The organism is Phenylobacterium sp. LjRoot225, from assembly GCF_964252855.1.
GTDB lineage: Bacteria > Pseudomonadota > Alphaproteobacteria > Caulobacterales > Caulobacteraceae > Phenylobacterium.
This window is the reverse complement of record NZ_CAXUPL020000002.1, coordinates 383,362-396,726: the sequence shown is the minus strand read 5'-3', so window position 1 is coordinate 396,726 and position 13,365 is coordinate 383,362. Positions and strand designations below refer to the sequence as shown.

10 protein-coding genes are annotated in these 13,365 nt (G+C 64.8%); 5 read left to right on the top strand and 5 right to left on the bottom strand.

The window, feature by feature from the left end:
• The first annotated feature begins 353 nt into the window (after positions 1-353).
• Positions 354-1,748 carry a calcium-binding protein gene (locus ACSQ2B_RS12115; protein WP_436050128.1) on the top strand — a complete coding sequence of 465 codons (1,395 nt, stop codon included), beginning with the start codon at positions 354-356 and terminating at the stop codon, positions 1,746-1,748.
• A gap of 73 nt (positions 1,749-1,821) precedes the next feature.
• Here the strand turns inward: ACSQ2B_RS12115 and ACSQ2B_RS12110 are convergent, their stop codons facing one another.
• Positions 1,822-2,556: an FkbM family methyltransferase gene (locus ACSQ2B_RS12110; RefSeq protein ID WP_436050126.1), complete on the bottom strand. Its 735-nt coding sequence runs from the start codon at positions 2,554-2,556 to the stop codon at positions 1,822-1,824.
• Positions 2,557-2,733: 177 nt separating this feature from the next.
• Between ACSQ2B_RS12110 and ACSQ2B_RS12105 the strand changes: the two genes are divergently transcribed.
• The 3 genes from ACSQ2B_RS12105 to ACSQ2B_RS12095 all read left to right on the top strand — a co-directional run bounded on the left by ACSQ2B_RS12105 (position 2,734) and on the right by ACSQ2B_RS12095 (position 6,858).
• A complete protein-coding gene (locus tag ACSQ2B_RS12105) occupies positions 2,734-4,290 on the top strand; it encodes an oligosaccharide flippase family protein (RefSeq protein ID WP_436050124.1) in 1,557 nt (518 codons plus the stop codon).
• 65 nt (positions 4,291-4,355) lie between these two features.
• Positions 4,356-5,615 carry a hypothetical protein gene (locus tag ACSQ2B_RS12100; RefSeq protein ID WP_436050122.1) on the top strand — a complete coding sequence of 420 codons (1,260 nt, stop codon included), beginning with the start codon at positions 4,356-4,358 and terminating at the stop codon, positions 5,613-5,615.
• Positions 5,608-6,858, top strand: a complete 1,251-nt coding sequence (locus ACSQ2B_RS12095; protein ID WP_436050120.1) for a glycosyltransferase family 4 protein — start codon at positions 5,608-5,610, stop codon at positions 6,856-6,858. Before ACSQ2B_RS12100 ends, ACSQ2B_RS12095 begins: the two co-directional genes overlap by 8 nt.
• A gap of 55 nt (positions 6,859-6,913) precedes the next feature.
• Here the strand turns inward: ACSQ2B_RS12095 and ACSQ2B_RS12090 are convergent, their stop codons facing one another.
• Positions 6,914-8,038 carry a hypothetical protein gene (locus tag ACSQ2B_RS12090; protein ID WP_436050119.1) on the bottom strand — a complete coding sequence of 375 codons (1,125 nt, stop codon included), beginning with the start codon at positions 8,036-8,038 and terminating at the stop codon, positions 6,914-6,916.
• A 168-nt stretch (positions 8,039-8,206) separates the two neighbouring features.
• On the opposite strand from ACSQ2B_RS12090, the gene ACSQ2B_RS12085 reads away from it, so the two are divergent.
• A complete protein-coding gene (locus tag ACSQ2B_RS12085; protein ID WP_436050118.1) occupies positions 8,207-9,556 on the top strand; it encodes a glycosyltransferase in 1,350 nt (449 codons plus the stop codon).
• On the opposite strand, the gene ACSQ2B_RS12080 is transcribed toward ACSQ2B_RS12085, so the two are convergent.
• The 3 genes from ACSQ2B_RS12080 to ACSQ2B_RS12070 all read right to left on the bottom strand — a co-directional run bounded on the left by ACSQ2B_RS12080 (position 9,553) and on the right by ACSQ2B_RS12070 (position 13,241).
• On the bottom strand, positions 9,553-10,599 hold the full coding sequence (locus ACSQ2B_RS12080) for a calcium-binding protein (RefSeq protein WP_436050117.1): 1,047 nt from the start codon (positions 10,597-10,599) through the stop codon (positions 9,553-9,555). The genes ACSQ2B_RS12085 and ACSQ2B_RS12080 overlap by 4 nt on opposite strands.
• A 132-nt stretch (positions 10,600-10,731) precedes the next feature.
• Positions 10,732-11,808, bottom strand: a complete 1,077-nt coding sequence (locus ACSQ2B_RS12075; RefSeq protein WP_436050115.1) for a glycosyltransferase family 4 protein — start codon at positions 11,806-11,808, stop codon at positions 10,732-10,734.
• Positions 11,809-11,894: 86 nt separating this feature from the next.
• Positions 11,895-13,241 (bottom strand): O-antigen ligase family protein, encoded by a 1,347-nt coding sequence (locus tag ACSQ2B_RS12070; RefSeq protein WP_436050114.1) that lies wholly within the window; start codon positions 13,239-13,241, stop codon positions 11,895-11,897.
• Positions 13,242-13,365: the final 124 nt, after the last annotated feature.

The following is a 13,365-nucleotide window of genomic DNA, read 5'->3' as shown; positions in this document are numbered from 1 at the left end:
TCGAGGATCTGGGTCCCAACCGCGCGCCGCCCATCCATCAGTGACAGGTCGTTGAGCCCGTGTCGCGGCTTTCGATCTCGGCGGCAATAGAGTTCAAAGTGAATTCAAAATAGTATTTGGATTCTGTTGTATTCAATGTTGAGAGTAATACTCGCATCTGCAGTTGATGGGTGTGGGGTAAAAAGTCGTCTTCTAAATCATACGTAGAATAGGTGCGGCGTTCGGTCTCATAAAGATCCAGACAGTCTGGAATGACCTGACACAATCTTGTCCTTATTGAAGACAATTCAGAGATGGTATCGAGGTAAATTTGCTCGGTGCTAAACGCAACCAGGAGTGGGGACTCTTTATCCATGACGACCACTATCGCGCCAAGCCAATGGACTACTTCTGCTGATGAGAATAACACGCTCGTCAGTGTCGATGGGGTGAGCTATTGGGTTCACAACGACGACGACGCCTACAGCTTCACGAACCCAGGCGGTGACAACTCGACCCTTCGTTTTGAGGTCCGTTCCGGCGACGTCTGGTCGGCCGTGGACCCCTCCACCAAAGAACGCTCCGAGATCGCCGGTACGACGCATTACGCCGTGGGCACCGACATCCACCTCAACTACGACTGGAAGGTGGAGGCGGGCGCTTCGAACACCGCCTCTTGGATGGTGGCTGGTCAGTTTCACCAGACGGCGAATGACGGAAAGTCACCGCCCTACGGGATCTACTTCTACGGAAACAATAAGATGGCCGTCGTGATCGCGACGGCATCAGGATATCAACGTGTTTACACGGACACCCAGGACATCGTCCGTGGACATACCTATGATATGCAGATCGATCTGAAGTTCGACGCAACCAATGGGTATCTGCACATGGTTCGCGATGGTGTGACCATCGTGGACTATCATGGCAGCTTCGGCTGGGCGGGCATGGAGTCCGTTTACTACAAGGAAGGCGTCTATCGCGCCGCCGCGCCTGAATCTGTCGCGATGGTCTACAGCAATCTGGACATCACCACGGGTGCGGCCAGCCCGACCCCGACCCCCACTCCCACCCCGACGCCCACGCCCACGACTGGACAGAACTGGACCGGAACCTCGGGGAACGACGTCCACGCCGGAACTGCCTATGCGGACACGCTGAACGGCGGCTCTGGCCTCGACACCCTGACCGGCGGGGCCGGCAATGACGTGCTGAACGGCGGCTCGGGCGTCGATCGACTTGTCGGCGGACTTGGGAACGACACCTACTACGTCACCGACGGGGATGTCATCGTCGAGAACGCCGGCGAAGGGACGGATACGGTCATCTCGGGGGTGACCTATGTGCTGCCCAGCAACGTCGAGAACCTGACCCTGACAGGCGGTGGTCGGGCCGTGGGCTTCGGCAACGGCTCGAACAACGTGATCCTCGGCACCAGCGGCGCGAACCGCATTGAAGGCGCCGGCGGCGCCGACACCCTCAAGGGCATGGGCGGCGCCGACACCCTCGTCGGCGGCTCCGGGAACGACACCCTGACCGGCGGCTCCGGTTCGGATCGCTTCCTGCTGCAGGGCGGCGGCGGCAGCGACACCGTCACCGACTTCCAGGACGGCTATGACAAGCTCAACATCTCGGCCTTCCACACCAGCTGGTCGCAGGTCCACGTGACGGACAGCGCAGCCGGCGCCGTGATCTCGGTCGGCGACGCCACGGTGCTGATGACGGGACTCCGTGCGAGCCTCTTCACCTCTGCGGACTTCGTCTTCTAGTCGCGGTAGGCAAAAGGGCCCGGCAGCGTCACGACTGCCGGGCTCATAGCCCATCCGTTAAGAAGCCATCGCCTTAGGAAGACTGGGTCGGCACGAACAGGAAGTTGTTGATGTAGTTGAGATCCTGTCGGCGGAATATGTCGCCGGCGCTGATGGTCTTGCGTCCCTGATGTTCCGAGACGCGGAACTTTTCGACCGGAACGGCGCGGCCCTTCTGGAAGAACCAGCCTTGATAGTCGTGCTCCTTCGCCCAGCGGAAAAGGTCCGCGGTGGCGCCGGGGCGGTATTCGTCTTCGGCCTCGACGAGAAGGGTCGGTCGGTCGCGTCGGATCGTGTCGACGGCGCCGGCGAGAACCGCCATCTCGTGCCCTTCCACGTCTATCTTTACGAAGCCGACGCGGCCCAATTCCAGATCGTCCAACCGGCGCACGGGAACGTCGATCGAGCGGGCCACCGGCATCTCCGTCGCCTCCAGGGTGGCCCAGCCTTCCGCCTCTCCGGCGTCGGTGGCCGGGATGTGGAGGGGAAGCGTGCCCGGTGCGGATGACAGCGCCTCAAATCGGACCGTGACGTTGCTCGGCAGGAAGCGGAGCGCCCGGTCAAAACGCGGGTTTGGCTCAAACGCCACCACCGAACGGGCATGTCGGCTCAGGTGGTAGGCGTAGATCCCGTTGTTCGCCCCCACGTCTATGGCCAACCGGTCCCGCGGCACATGCTTACGCAGGAGCCGCAGTTCGTATTCGCCATGTTTGGTGAGAAGCATCCGCCAGTAGTATCTGCGCCAGGACAGCCAGCTTTTCAGGTTCATGCCGGACGCTATCAAGGGGTGCGGCGGATCGAAAAGTTAAAGCCGCAGCGGAACCCATCGTATGATGGGCGAGCGCGCCAGTTGTTGTGGGCGGGACCAGCCCGCGGGGGCAGGCTACGTCCCTGTTGCGTCCGCCTGACGTGAGCTCAAAGCCGGCGGGCGAACAGGGGCAGGTGCTTGTCAAAGTTCGTGTCGAACATCTTGCGGGCGATTTCGCGCCTGACCAGGTCCGACGTGACGGTGATCGCGGGCGGCCAGGTCATGCAGCAGGGACTTTCCCTGCTGACGAGCGTGATCATCGGCCAGATGATCGGCGCCGCGGGCTACGGCCTCGTCAATCTCGTCCGCAACATCCTGACCCCGCTGCAGATTCTCGCCCCGCTCGGACTGGACGTCGCGCTCCTGAAGCACATCGGCCGCGGCGATCGGGACCTCGAGAGCACGCACGCCATCCTGCGGCGCCTGCGTCTCGTCGTCTTCGCCGTAAACCTGCCCGTCGCCCTCATCACCGGCCTGGGCGTCGGTCACATTCTGATGGGGCGCGTCTACCGCTACCCTCACTTCGACGTCATGCTGCTGATCACGCTGCTGGCCTTGCCGCTGACGGCCGACATCGGGGTGTTGAGCGCCTACTACAGGAGCCGCCAGCGGCCTGCCGCCTACGCCGTGATAACCCTCTATCTGCAGCCGCTGGTGCGGCTTGTGCTTGTGGGCCTGGCGTTCCTGTTCGCGCGCACCGCCGAGGCGGTTATCTGGGTCGGCACGATCCAGGTCGCGGTGAGCGCGGTCTGCCTCTGGATCAGCTTTGGGCTTTGGCGCAAACGCGACGCTCGCGCCCTGGCCGCCACGCCGCCGGCGGCGCCCGTCGCGCCGGTCCATGAGCGCGGCGCCTGGCGTGTCGCGCGCATGATCCTCGGCGACTCCGTCTGGATGTCGGTGAACCTCTTCGTCTATGGCATGATGCGCTTCGTCGACGTTCTGGTGCTCGGGGCGTTCGCCTCCGCCGCCGTGGTCGGCTCCTACACGGCGCTCGGCGCCATCGCCCAGCTGGTCTCGATCTGGCCGATCGCCGCCAGCCAGACGCTCGGGCCGAACATTTCACGGCACTATCATGCGGGCGACTACGCAGCTGTCCGCAAGGCGCTCAACGACTACATCCACCTTGCCTCGGTGATGGCCGGCTTCTTGTTCGCAGGCGTGGCCGCGTTCGGAGATCATCTGGACCTGCTGTTCGGAAGCAGCTTCCATTTTCGTCCGCTGATCGCCTTCCTGCTGCCGCTCGGCTATCTCATCAGCGCCACCTTAGGGCCGACGGGTTACGCGCTCAGCATGACTGGGCGTCACCGCGCCGAGCTCGTCATCCTGATTGTGGGCGCGGTCACCCTGGTGTCGCTCTGCTATCTGCTGGTTCCGCGTTACGGGGATGTGGGCGCCGCCACGGCGGTGTGTTTCAGTTTTGCGCTCGTCAACCTGATCCGGTTCCTGTGGGTAGGACGGACCCTGGGGTTCATCCCGGGCCGGATTGCAGATCTTGCGCCTCCCATCATCGCCGCGCTGCTCGCCTATGGCGTCAAATATTGCGTGGTCCTTCTCTTGCCGCGAACCTTGCCGGCCCTGTTGCTCGGCTGCGCCGTCTATGGCCTCGCCTATGCATGCGTGGCCTACAGGCTGCTGCTGGACGACGCCGGGCGTGCGAAGGTCCATGCGCTCTATGGGGTTCACGGGGCCGCTTGAGGCGGCCGTGAGCGACGGCGCCCAAAAGATGGGGCGAGCACAGAAAGCCGACCTAGGCTGGTCGGATGTTGCGATCCGCGCGAGCTCCAACGGTTCAGGTCGATGAGTTCAAGTCGATGAGTTCGCGTGCCCCGACCTTGCCGGCAAGGGCGCTCATGATCGGGTCGCACCTTGACCTCAGCTATCGCGTGCTGCGGTGCGCCGCGCCCTTGTTCGAGCGCGTCCACGTCGCCATGGAAGGTCCGATGGACAATGTGCGCAAGCTCGCCGTTTCCCGGTGTTGCGCCTCGTTCACCTATTTGGGCCGCGACGGTCTCAGCAGCGCCGACGCGGTCGACGTCATCAATGCGATCTGCGCCAGGGAGGGGATCGGCGTCGTCATTCCGGTGGGGGTTTCCGCCGTCGGCCTGCTGATCCGGCGCGGTCGCGAACTGGCCACGCCGCACTACCCCGTTCCAAACGCCAGGGCCTTCGACGACCTCGCGACCAAGTGGAATTTCGCCAAGTTCTGCCGCAAGCACGCCATCGATCATCCAAGGACCCAGATCTTTGCGGACAAGGCCGAGCTCGAAGCCGCGCCGCCTGCCAGACTGCCTGAAGCCTTCATGCTGAAACCGGTCGACCGGGACTCCGCCTGGGGCGTGATCAAGTCCAGCCGTGAGAGGCTGGCCGTTGATCTGCGGCGCGTGACCTACGCGCCCATCCTGGTGCAGGAATTCGTTCCCGGCGAGGATATCGGCGGCATCGCGTTCGCGGAGGCGGGCGTCGTCAAGGCGGCCAAGACCCTGCGATACGGCAGGCGGCGCTTCTGCAAGATTCCGTACCGCGACTCGATGGAGCTTTTCGACGACGAGCAATTCGGGGCGGCGCTCCAGACGCTGGTGCAGGGCAGCGGCTTTACGGGGGCGCTCAATATCGATGGCCGCCGACGGCCTGACGGCTCCATGACGGTCTTGGAGTGCAATCCGCGGTTCTGGTATTCGCTGGACTGGGCGATGCTGGCGGGCGTGAACTACGTCGCCCTGGGGCTTAGCCACGTCTTCAAAGACCTGCCGGCTCCCACCGAGTTTGAACGATTGGTCATCAAGGGCTGGCCGAGCGTGCTCTTTGAACAGCTCGCGGGGCGCGGACGTCAGCATCCTTACCTGAGCTATTTTCTGGAGGATCCGAAATTCCTCTGGCGGGTGGAGCTTCCGCGCATGACGCATGCGCTCTTGAAGCGGGGTGAGGAACGCCTGCCGAGACTGACGCCGCCCCGGTTGCTTCGCGCCATAGCGTCGTCGTCCACCATCCCAAATGCTCGCGGGTTTATCCGCCATGACTGAACAGGTTTTGAGCGGGCGCCGCGTCCTCATCATCGTCGAGAACCTTCCGGTTCCGTTTGACCGGCGCGTTTGGCAGGAGGCGGGCGCCCTGCGCGACGCGGGAGCCGTCGTGACGGTGATCTGCCCGCTCGGGAGCAAGGCCGACAAGCGATCCGAGAGGCTCGACGGCATCCAGATCTACCGCCACCCCATGCCGCCGGAGGCCGATGCGGCCCTAGGTTACCTGCTCGAATACGCAGTCGCGCTGTTCTGGGAATTCACCCTAACGTGTCGCGTCCTGTTCACGCGCGGGTTCGACGTCATTCACGGCTGCAACCCGCCTGACCTGATCTTTCTGGTCGCGCTGCCCTTCAAGCTGCTCGGCAAGAAATATGTGTTTGACCACCACGACATCAATCCCGAGCTCTTCGAGGCGAAGTTCAGCCGGCAGGGCGGCTTGCTGTGGAGAGGCCTGAAGTTCGTCGAGCGGCTGACCTTCGCGACCGCGGACATGTCGATCGCCACGAACGAGAGCTATCGGAAGATCGCGATCGAGCGCGGCCGCATGAAGCCGGAGGACGTGTTTGTCGTTCGAAGCGGCCCCGATCTGCGAAAGATCGCGCGCGTCCCTCCCGACGCCAAATGGCGCAACGGCCGCGCCCACATGGTGGGCTACGTCGGCGTCATGGGCGAGCAGGAGGGGCTGGATCTCCTCGTCGAGTCCGTGGGGCGCATCGTTCACGTCATGGGCCGCCGCGATGTGCAGTTCTGTCTGGTGGGCGGCGGCTCGAGCCTCGCCAAGGTGAAGGAACTGGCCACGGAGAGGGGGCTTGCCGACTACGTCACCTTCACCGGCCGGGCGCCGGACGCCGTGCTCCTCGAGGTGCTCTCGACGGCGGACGTCTGCGTCAATCCCGATCGGGTCAACCCGATGAACGACAAGTCCACCATGAACAAGATCGTCGAGTACATGGCGCTCGGCAAACCCATCGTGCAGTTCGAGGTGACCGAAGGGCGTCACTCGGCCGGCGCCTCGTCGCTGTACGCCAAGCCGAACGATCCGGTGGACCTTGCCGAGCAGATCCTGACCTTGCTGGACGATCCCGAACGCCGCGCTGAAATGGGCCGGATCGGGCGCGAACGCGTGGAGACGGAATTGTCCTGGGAGCACCAGAAGCCGAAGCTCGTACAGGCCTATCGCCGCCTCTTCGGCGAACCGCGGCGGGCCGAGGGCGGCGATTTCGTCAGCGAAACGGGCGCGTAGAGCCTCTTGCCAAGCGCTGGATGAGAAGCCGGCCGCGCGCCGAGCCGGCTTCACGTCACAGGCGACCGAGGGGAAGTTCGCCCGTGATCGGCGGCGTCCACCGATAGCCGCCCGGCGGGTAGGCGATGTCGGCCGGCGGACCGCGTCGACGCATGAAGTGCTGCGCGAAATCGCAGAGCGTCGCTCCGACGAAGCGCTGGCTGACACGCTCGAAGAGAATCTCCAGATGGACGTACAGGCGCTCGACATCGTCGCCGGTGCGGAAGGTCGGGCTGCCGCCCGGCATGAACTCCGACGAGTGAAGGGTGAATTCGAGATAGTCGCGGTCTTGAGCGACCACATCGTCGACGACCTGAAGGAGCTGTCTGAGATTGCGCCCGTCGGGGCGCATCCAATCGGCGCGATAGGACTGCTTTCCGAGCGCCTTGCGGAGCCAGAGTTCCGGGCCATGGCAGGGCCGGCGCACTATGGTCATCGGAAGCTCGAGAAGGCGCGGCGCCCCGGGCCCGAATTCAATGTAGTAGGGCTCGGCCGGAGAGCCCGAATGATCCGGGCCGCCGTGTCCCGCAGGATCGCCCTTGCTGCTGCGCCAGGAGCGGTGGGGGGTTACCGAGCAGTCCACCCAGTAGCCGTTGTCCACCAGGGCCCGTGCGTAGGCTGAGTCAAAAGCCCAGCGCCCGCCGCGGTGGCTGAGCATCTTCCGCCCGAAGACCTGCTCCAGCCCGTCCGTCATGACGCGGACCTTCTCGCGAAGCAGCGCCTCGGGATATTCGGTCAGATAAGGCTGATAGCGGAAGTCGTCCGCGGTCAGCGGAATCAGGGGCGGCGAGTTCCAGGAATGGATATGAAGCCCGACCTCGCCCTGGCCACGGGCCAGGACATCTTTGGCGAACCGCTGGTAGCCCTCGTCATTCAGCGCTTCCCAGTTCGTCAGATACGTCGGCTTGAAGCCAAACCGCTCGCAAAGCGCCTGGAACCTCGGAAGGAAGGCCAGGTTGCGGGTCGTGATCTCGCGTGGCCGGCTCCAAAGGTCGTCGCCTTCCGTGTCGATCGTCAGGAGGAACGCGGGCGCCCGCTCTTTGACCAATGGGGGACGGCGGGCGTCACGCAGCATCCACTCGATCATCGGCTTTGGTGCGCCGTGGGGGTTGATGGGGTCGGTTGCAGAGTCATCGGTCACGGGCGTGGCGTCCTTCGGAATCCCTAGACCGCCGCGATTGACGAGGACACGACCCGTCGAACGCCAGCGGCCATGAAATCCTGGGTCCGGGTCAAGCTGTCGTCTGTATTATTCGATAATAGAGCGGCGGATTTTCTATAGATTCTGCGACGAGATGTTTCCGGCGAAGTGCGTGGCGTCGGAAATCTCAGGTTGTCGAATGACGTTGCGGCCGAACACATAGGCGGGGATCTTGGACCGGACGCCCGGGAAAGCGCCTCGACGAGGCGGCGGTGGCGGCGGGGGGTGAGCTTGTCGGAAGCCGTGTGGGGCGGAATTGGCGCCGGGCCGCAGTCCTCGCAGCCCAAGCTCGGGTTTGTCGTTTCCGCTCTGAATACCGGCGGGGCGGAGCGGCACGCCGTGAGCGTACGCGCACATCTCCTGCACCTTGGATATCCAACCTATCTCCTGGCGATCGCGCAGGCCGATCGACGGGCCCTGTTCGAAAGCCCTGGCGCGGCGGGCGTCGTGGAGCTCGGGACCCGGCGTCTGTTGCGGAGCCCAGTGGCGTGGATTCGAACCGCGCAGGCGATGCGACGGCTCGACGCTGACGTCGTCTTCACCGTCAACTCGCCCGTGTCGATCATGGCGGCCATGCTTCGCAGGCTTGGCCTTATTCGCGGCAAGCTCGTCTGCGTGTTCCACAGCACCAAGCTGCAGCCGAACGAGCGCGCCAGTTGGCGCGGCTTTCGGCTGGCGGCGCGATGGCTCGACGCGCTCGTCTTCGTCAGCGAGACGCAGCGCCGATCCTGGGAGGCGCGCGGCCTGCGCGGGCGGGCCGTGGTCATCAACAATGGCGTCGACCTTGACCGCTTTTCGCCCAGCCGCGTGGACGGCGCGTCCCAACGCCGCGCTCTGGGATTCAGCCCGGATGACTATGTGGTCGGGATCAATGCGGCCTTGCGATCCGAGAAGCGCCACGGCGATCTGATCGAGGCGCTCGCTCAGTTGCGGGCGAGGGGCGTGGCGGCGAAGCTGCTGATGATCGGCGACGGTCCGGAGCGCCAGGCCATCGAGGCGCAGGTCCAGAGGTTGGGGCTTGCCGACGCGGTCGTCTTCGCCGGCGATCAGCGGGACGTTCGCCCCTTCCTGGCCGCCATCGACGTCGGCGTCCTCTGCAGCGAGTTCGAGACCTTCTCCCTTGCGGCGCTCGAGACGCTCGCGATGGGGGCGCCGCTGGTCACGAGCGATGTCGGCTCGATGCGGGAGTTCATTGAGCCTAGGCGCAACGGCTTCCTGTTCGAGCCTGGCCGGGTGGATCAGCTCGTCGACCGCTTGGAGCGCCTCGCCGATCCCCTGTTCAGGTCTCGGATCGCTGCGGAAGCTCGAGCCTCGATCCGCCGGTTCAGTGAAGACGCGATGGTTCAGCAGTTCGACGCGCTGATCTCGTCACTCATGTCGACCGATCGCGCGTCGACGTCCGACCGGCGCCCGCTCAGCGACCTGCCGGCGGTCAGGACGCCACAGGAGCTCCCCTAGGAGCCGATCCAGCCGTCAGTCAACGCGCTTAGCTGGGTGTTCTGAAGGTTGAATTCGAAGCCGTTCGAGACGAGAACGCGGACGTTCGAACCGCTTTGCACAGTGCTGTAGGTCAAGCCCACGTCGATGCGGATGCTGTCGCCTTCCGAGCGGTTGAAGTCGGTGATCAGGTCCAGGCCAGGGCCGGCGGCGTTACGGTAGATATCCGCTCCAGCACCGCCGGTCAGGGTGTTCGAGCCCAGGTCGCCGAACAGCAGGTCGTCGCCCGCGCCGCCCTGGATGACATCATTTCCTTGGCCCCCACGCAGGGTGTCATTACCGGCGCCGCCGGTGACCGTGTCGTTGCCGATGTTGCCGTTCATGATGTTCTGGCCGGTGGAGGCCTGGGCCTGGAGAGAATCCGCGCCCTGACCGCCCAGCAACCAGTCGCCGACATTGGACGCGCCGACGACGGTGTCGTTTCCCTTGTTCCCGTTGACGCGATTAAAGTCGGCGCCGCCGATGATGTAGTCGTCGCCGTCTTGACCAAACAGGACGTTGGCGCCCGCGCCGCCGTCCAGCCGGTCGGCGCCAGCTCCACCGTCGAGGGTGTCGTTGTCCGCCCCGCCGTCCAGGATGTCGTTGTCGTCGCCGCCTTCCAGCAGGTCGTCCCCCAGCGCGCCGACCAGGGTGTCCAGCCCCGGGGCGCCCTGCAGTCGGTCGGCTCCGGCGAGACCCGAGAGGCTATCGTCGCCGTCCACGCCATACATTGCGTCGCCGGCCGCAGTGCCCAGCCACCAATCATCCGCCCGCGGGCAACCAATGAACAGCATGCTGCCGTCCGGGAACCGGGCGTCGCTGCCATGGATGCCGAAGCCGAAGTCCACGGAACGGCCGCCCAGCGTGACGGTCACGAATCTCGATGGCCACTCGGTCTCAGGCGCAAAGACGAGGCTGGCGTGCCAGGCGTTCGTCCCCGGGGTTGCGAACTGCAGCGTGTCGCGCGACCGCGCGTAGCTCGCGGCCTCGGCGGGGGTGATCGTCTCGAAGGTGTAGGTCGCCATCGCTTCACCCAGTGCCACGCCAAGGTTGCGCCCAAGGGTGATGTGCGCCTAGGTGGCGTTCCCCGACACAACAGAAGAGAAGCGCCCCGGCTGGTTTTCGTCACGCGTGCGTGAATCTGAAACTGAGCAGCTTCAATGTAGCTGGCGATCCGCTTCAGCGGTCTCCGCCCAGATTGACTTCAGTCGATGCACGAAGGCGGGCGCATCCAGATGCTCGCGGTGGAAGGTCTGAGCCGCGTGGCCAAGTCTTTTGCGGAGCGCCGGATCTGACACGACCGTGCGCAAGCGTTCCGCCAGCGCCTCAGGATGGCCAGGCGGGCACAGCAGGCCCGTTTCTCCGCAAACAATGATGTCGGGCACGGCGCCGACGGGCGTCGTCACGACCGCGAGTCCGTAGGCCATGCCTTCGATGACTGACATCGGCAGGTTCTCATGGTGCGACGGGAGCACGAGAACGTCAGAGTCCCGCAAGAGGCGCTCAACGTCCTGCGGGCCGGCCCAGCCCCGAACCGTCACCTTCCCTTCGAGGCCGAGGCGCGCGACCTCGGCGCGGGTCTCGTCCACCGCGCCGTTCCCCGCCAAGGTCGCCCGCCATGCACCGTCCCGCGGCAGGGCGGCCAAGGCTTTGACGAGCTCAGGCACGCCTTTGCGCGGTCCGATCTCGCCCAGGAACAGGATGTGCGCCGGGGCCGCCCCGGGTCGATCGCCCGGCGGGGGACGCGGCGCGAAGGTCGCGTTCGGAACGATCTCGATGCGCGCGTTCGGCGCCCGACCGGCGATGTAGCCCGCCCAGACCTTCCCGAGAACGACCGTGCGTGCGGCGTCGCTGAAGGCTGTTTCAAGCTGCGCGGAAAGCGAGGGGCCGATGGAATCCCAGTAGATTTTGAATTCCGAGCCGTGCAGGTGCAGCACATAGGGAAGACCGAGGCGGCGCGCCAAGCCGCATAGGACAAGCTTGCGCAGGGCGCTGCCGCGCTTGCCGATGTTGACGTGCAGCACGTCGGCGCGGCGGATCGCTTTCAACCAGATGAGCCGCAGGGCCGCGGACATCAGGTAGAGGGGCGACAACAGGATCGAGCCCTTGCCGCGGGTCGTCAGAAAGTGGAATGCGAACGCGGGATCGGGATGGGCGCCGGCATAGGTCCGGATCACGTCCATGATCCGGTCGACCCCTCCCTTCCCGTGCTCGCCGAGGGGCGTTGCGATCACCACATGTATCTTGTCAGGTCTGCGCATCATCCTGCCTGGTCGGCGCCTGTAATTCGGCCGGCGACGCGAGCTGGGCTCCCGTCGCGCTATCTGTTCGCCGCCCGCAGCCTCCGATCCAAGGCCGTGGCGCCGAGTTGGTAGAGGGCGGGCACCGCGGTCCACAGGCTGACGGCGCCGTCGCCCGCGACGCAGAACGGGGCGATTTCTCCGACCGCGATGGCGCAGGCGGCGACGAAGAGGCTCATGAAGATGACCGCCTGGTCGCGCTCCTCGCCGGTATGCCCCAGGGCGTAGACGTAGCCCCGAACCACCGGGGTCACGACGGCGATAAACATCAGGACGGCGCCAACGACGCCGAGGTTGAAGAGCACGTCCAGATATCCGGAGTGAAGGTCGACGGCGGATGGGAAAAGGCTGCCCGTCGCCAACTGACCAAACACCAGCCCGTCGGTCGCGAAGCCGAATCCGAGAAGCCAGTGATCCTCCATCATCGCGCGGCCAAGCGCCCAGATGTCCGTGCGGCCGGTGAAGGTGGCGTCTCGTCCAAGGGCCTGTGCAATCTGTCCTGCGTTCAGGGAGAGCCCCTGAACCAAGGCGGCGCCGAGCAGGATGAAGACTGCGATGACGATCGGGTTCGCCGTCGCACGGTTCTTCATCAGCATGAAGAAGGTCACGCCGATGATCGCGCCCAGCCAGGCGTTGGAGGAGAAGGACATGATCAGGCAGAGAAGCGTGGAGAGGCGCGCCACGGTGAAGAATACCTTCCAGCGCATCGTCTCGTTCCGAATGGAACGCAGGCTGAAGATGATCGATGTGACGGCGAGTTCGCCAAGCTCGTTCTTGTGCCTGAAGATCCCCCGCCATTTGCCGGCGTGAAGGGGGCTGGCCAGGTCGTAGTCGTGGTGGACGCCCAGGTGTGGGATGAGCAAGGCCGTCAAGACGCTCGCCATCATAAACAATCCCGTGACGATCTGCGCCCTTCGTCCAAATCCGGCCAGGCCGTACCAAGTCACCAGGGTCGATATCGTCACCAATATAAAGAACAGATTGAGGCTCTCGCGCATGCTCTCCTTGGGAAAGGCTGACCACGCGCAAGAGGCCGCCGCGAAGATTGCGAACGGAAAGGCCGGCCAGCAGCGGGCGAGGGGGCTCAATCCTGAGCGCGCCAGCAGGAGCGGCGCGAGGCCGAGCGCCGCCAGGTAACGGCCGCCGCTCCAGATCTTCTGCAGCGCTTCCGATAACCCGTTCGGCCCATAGACATATTCATTGTGGATCAGGAACCGGCCCACGGGCACGTAGAGGAAGTAGATCAGCGCGATCAGCACCAGACCAAAGTCGATCGCGCCCTGATGGGTGACGCGCGCGCCGATCGGGAGGCCGAAGGCGCGCGGGGCGCCCCTCTGAAAGTCCGGCGTGGCTCTGAATGAGCTCATCGTCTGACTTTCTGCATCCGGCCGTCCGGCGCGCAGCGGAGGTGTTCGACGCCGTGCAGCGCCAGCTGGTCAATCAGGGCCTGCGCCGCGGTGCGCGCCATCATGTCCTCAGCCGTCTCGCGTC

Coding starts and splice junctions, on each gene's coding strand:
- ACSQ2B_RS12070 (WP_436050114.1), bottom strand. CDS start 13,241: ATGAGCTCATTCAGAGCCACGCCGGACTTTCAGAGGGGCGCCCCGCGC.
- ACSQ2B_RS12110 (WP_436050126.1), bottom strand. CDS start 2,556: ATGAACCTGAAAAGCTGGCTGTCCTGGCGCAGATACTACTGGCGGATG.
- ACSQ2B_RS12080 (WP_436050117.1), bottom strand. CDS start 10,599: ATGGCGACCTACACCTTCGAGACGATCACCCCCGCCGAGGCCGCGAGC.
- ACSQ2B_RS12115 (WP_436050128.1), top strand. CDS start 354: ATGACGACCACTATCGCGCCAAGCCAATGGACTACTTCTGCTGATGAG.
- ACSQ2B_RS12100 (WP_436050122.1), top strand. CDS start 4,356: ATGTTGCGATCCGCGCGAGCTCCAACGGTTCAGGTCGATGAGTTCAAG.
- ACSQ2B_RS12095 (WP_436050120.1), top strand. CDS start 5,608: ATGACTGAACAGGTTTTGAGCGGGCGCCGCGTCCTCATCATCGTCGAG.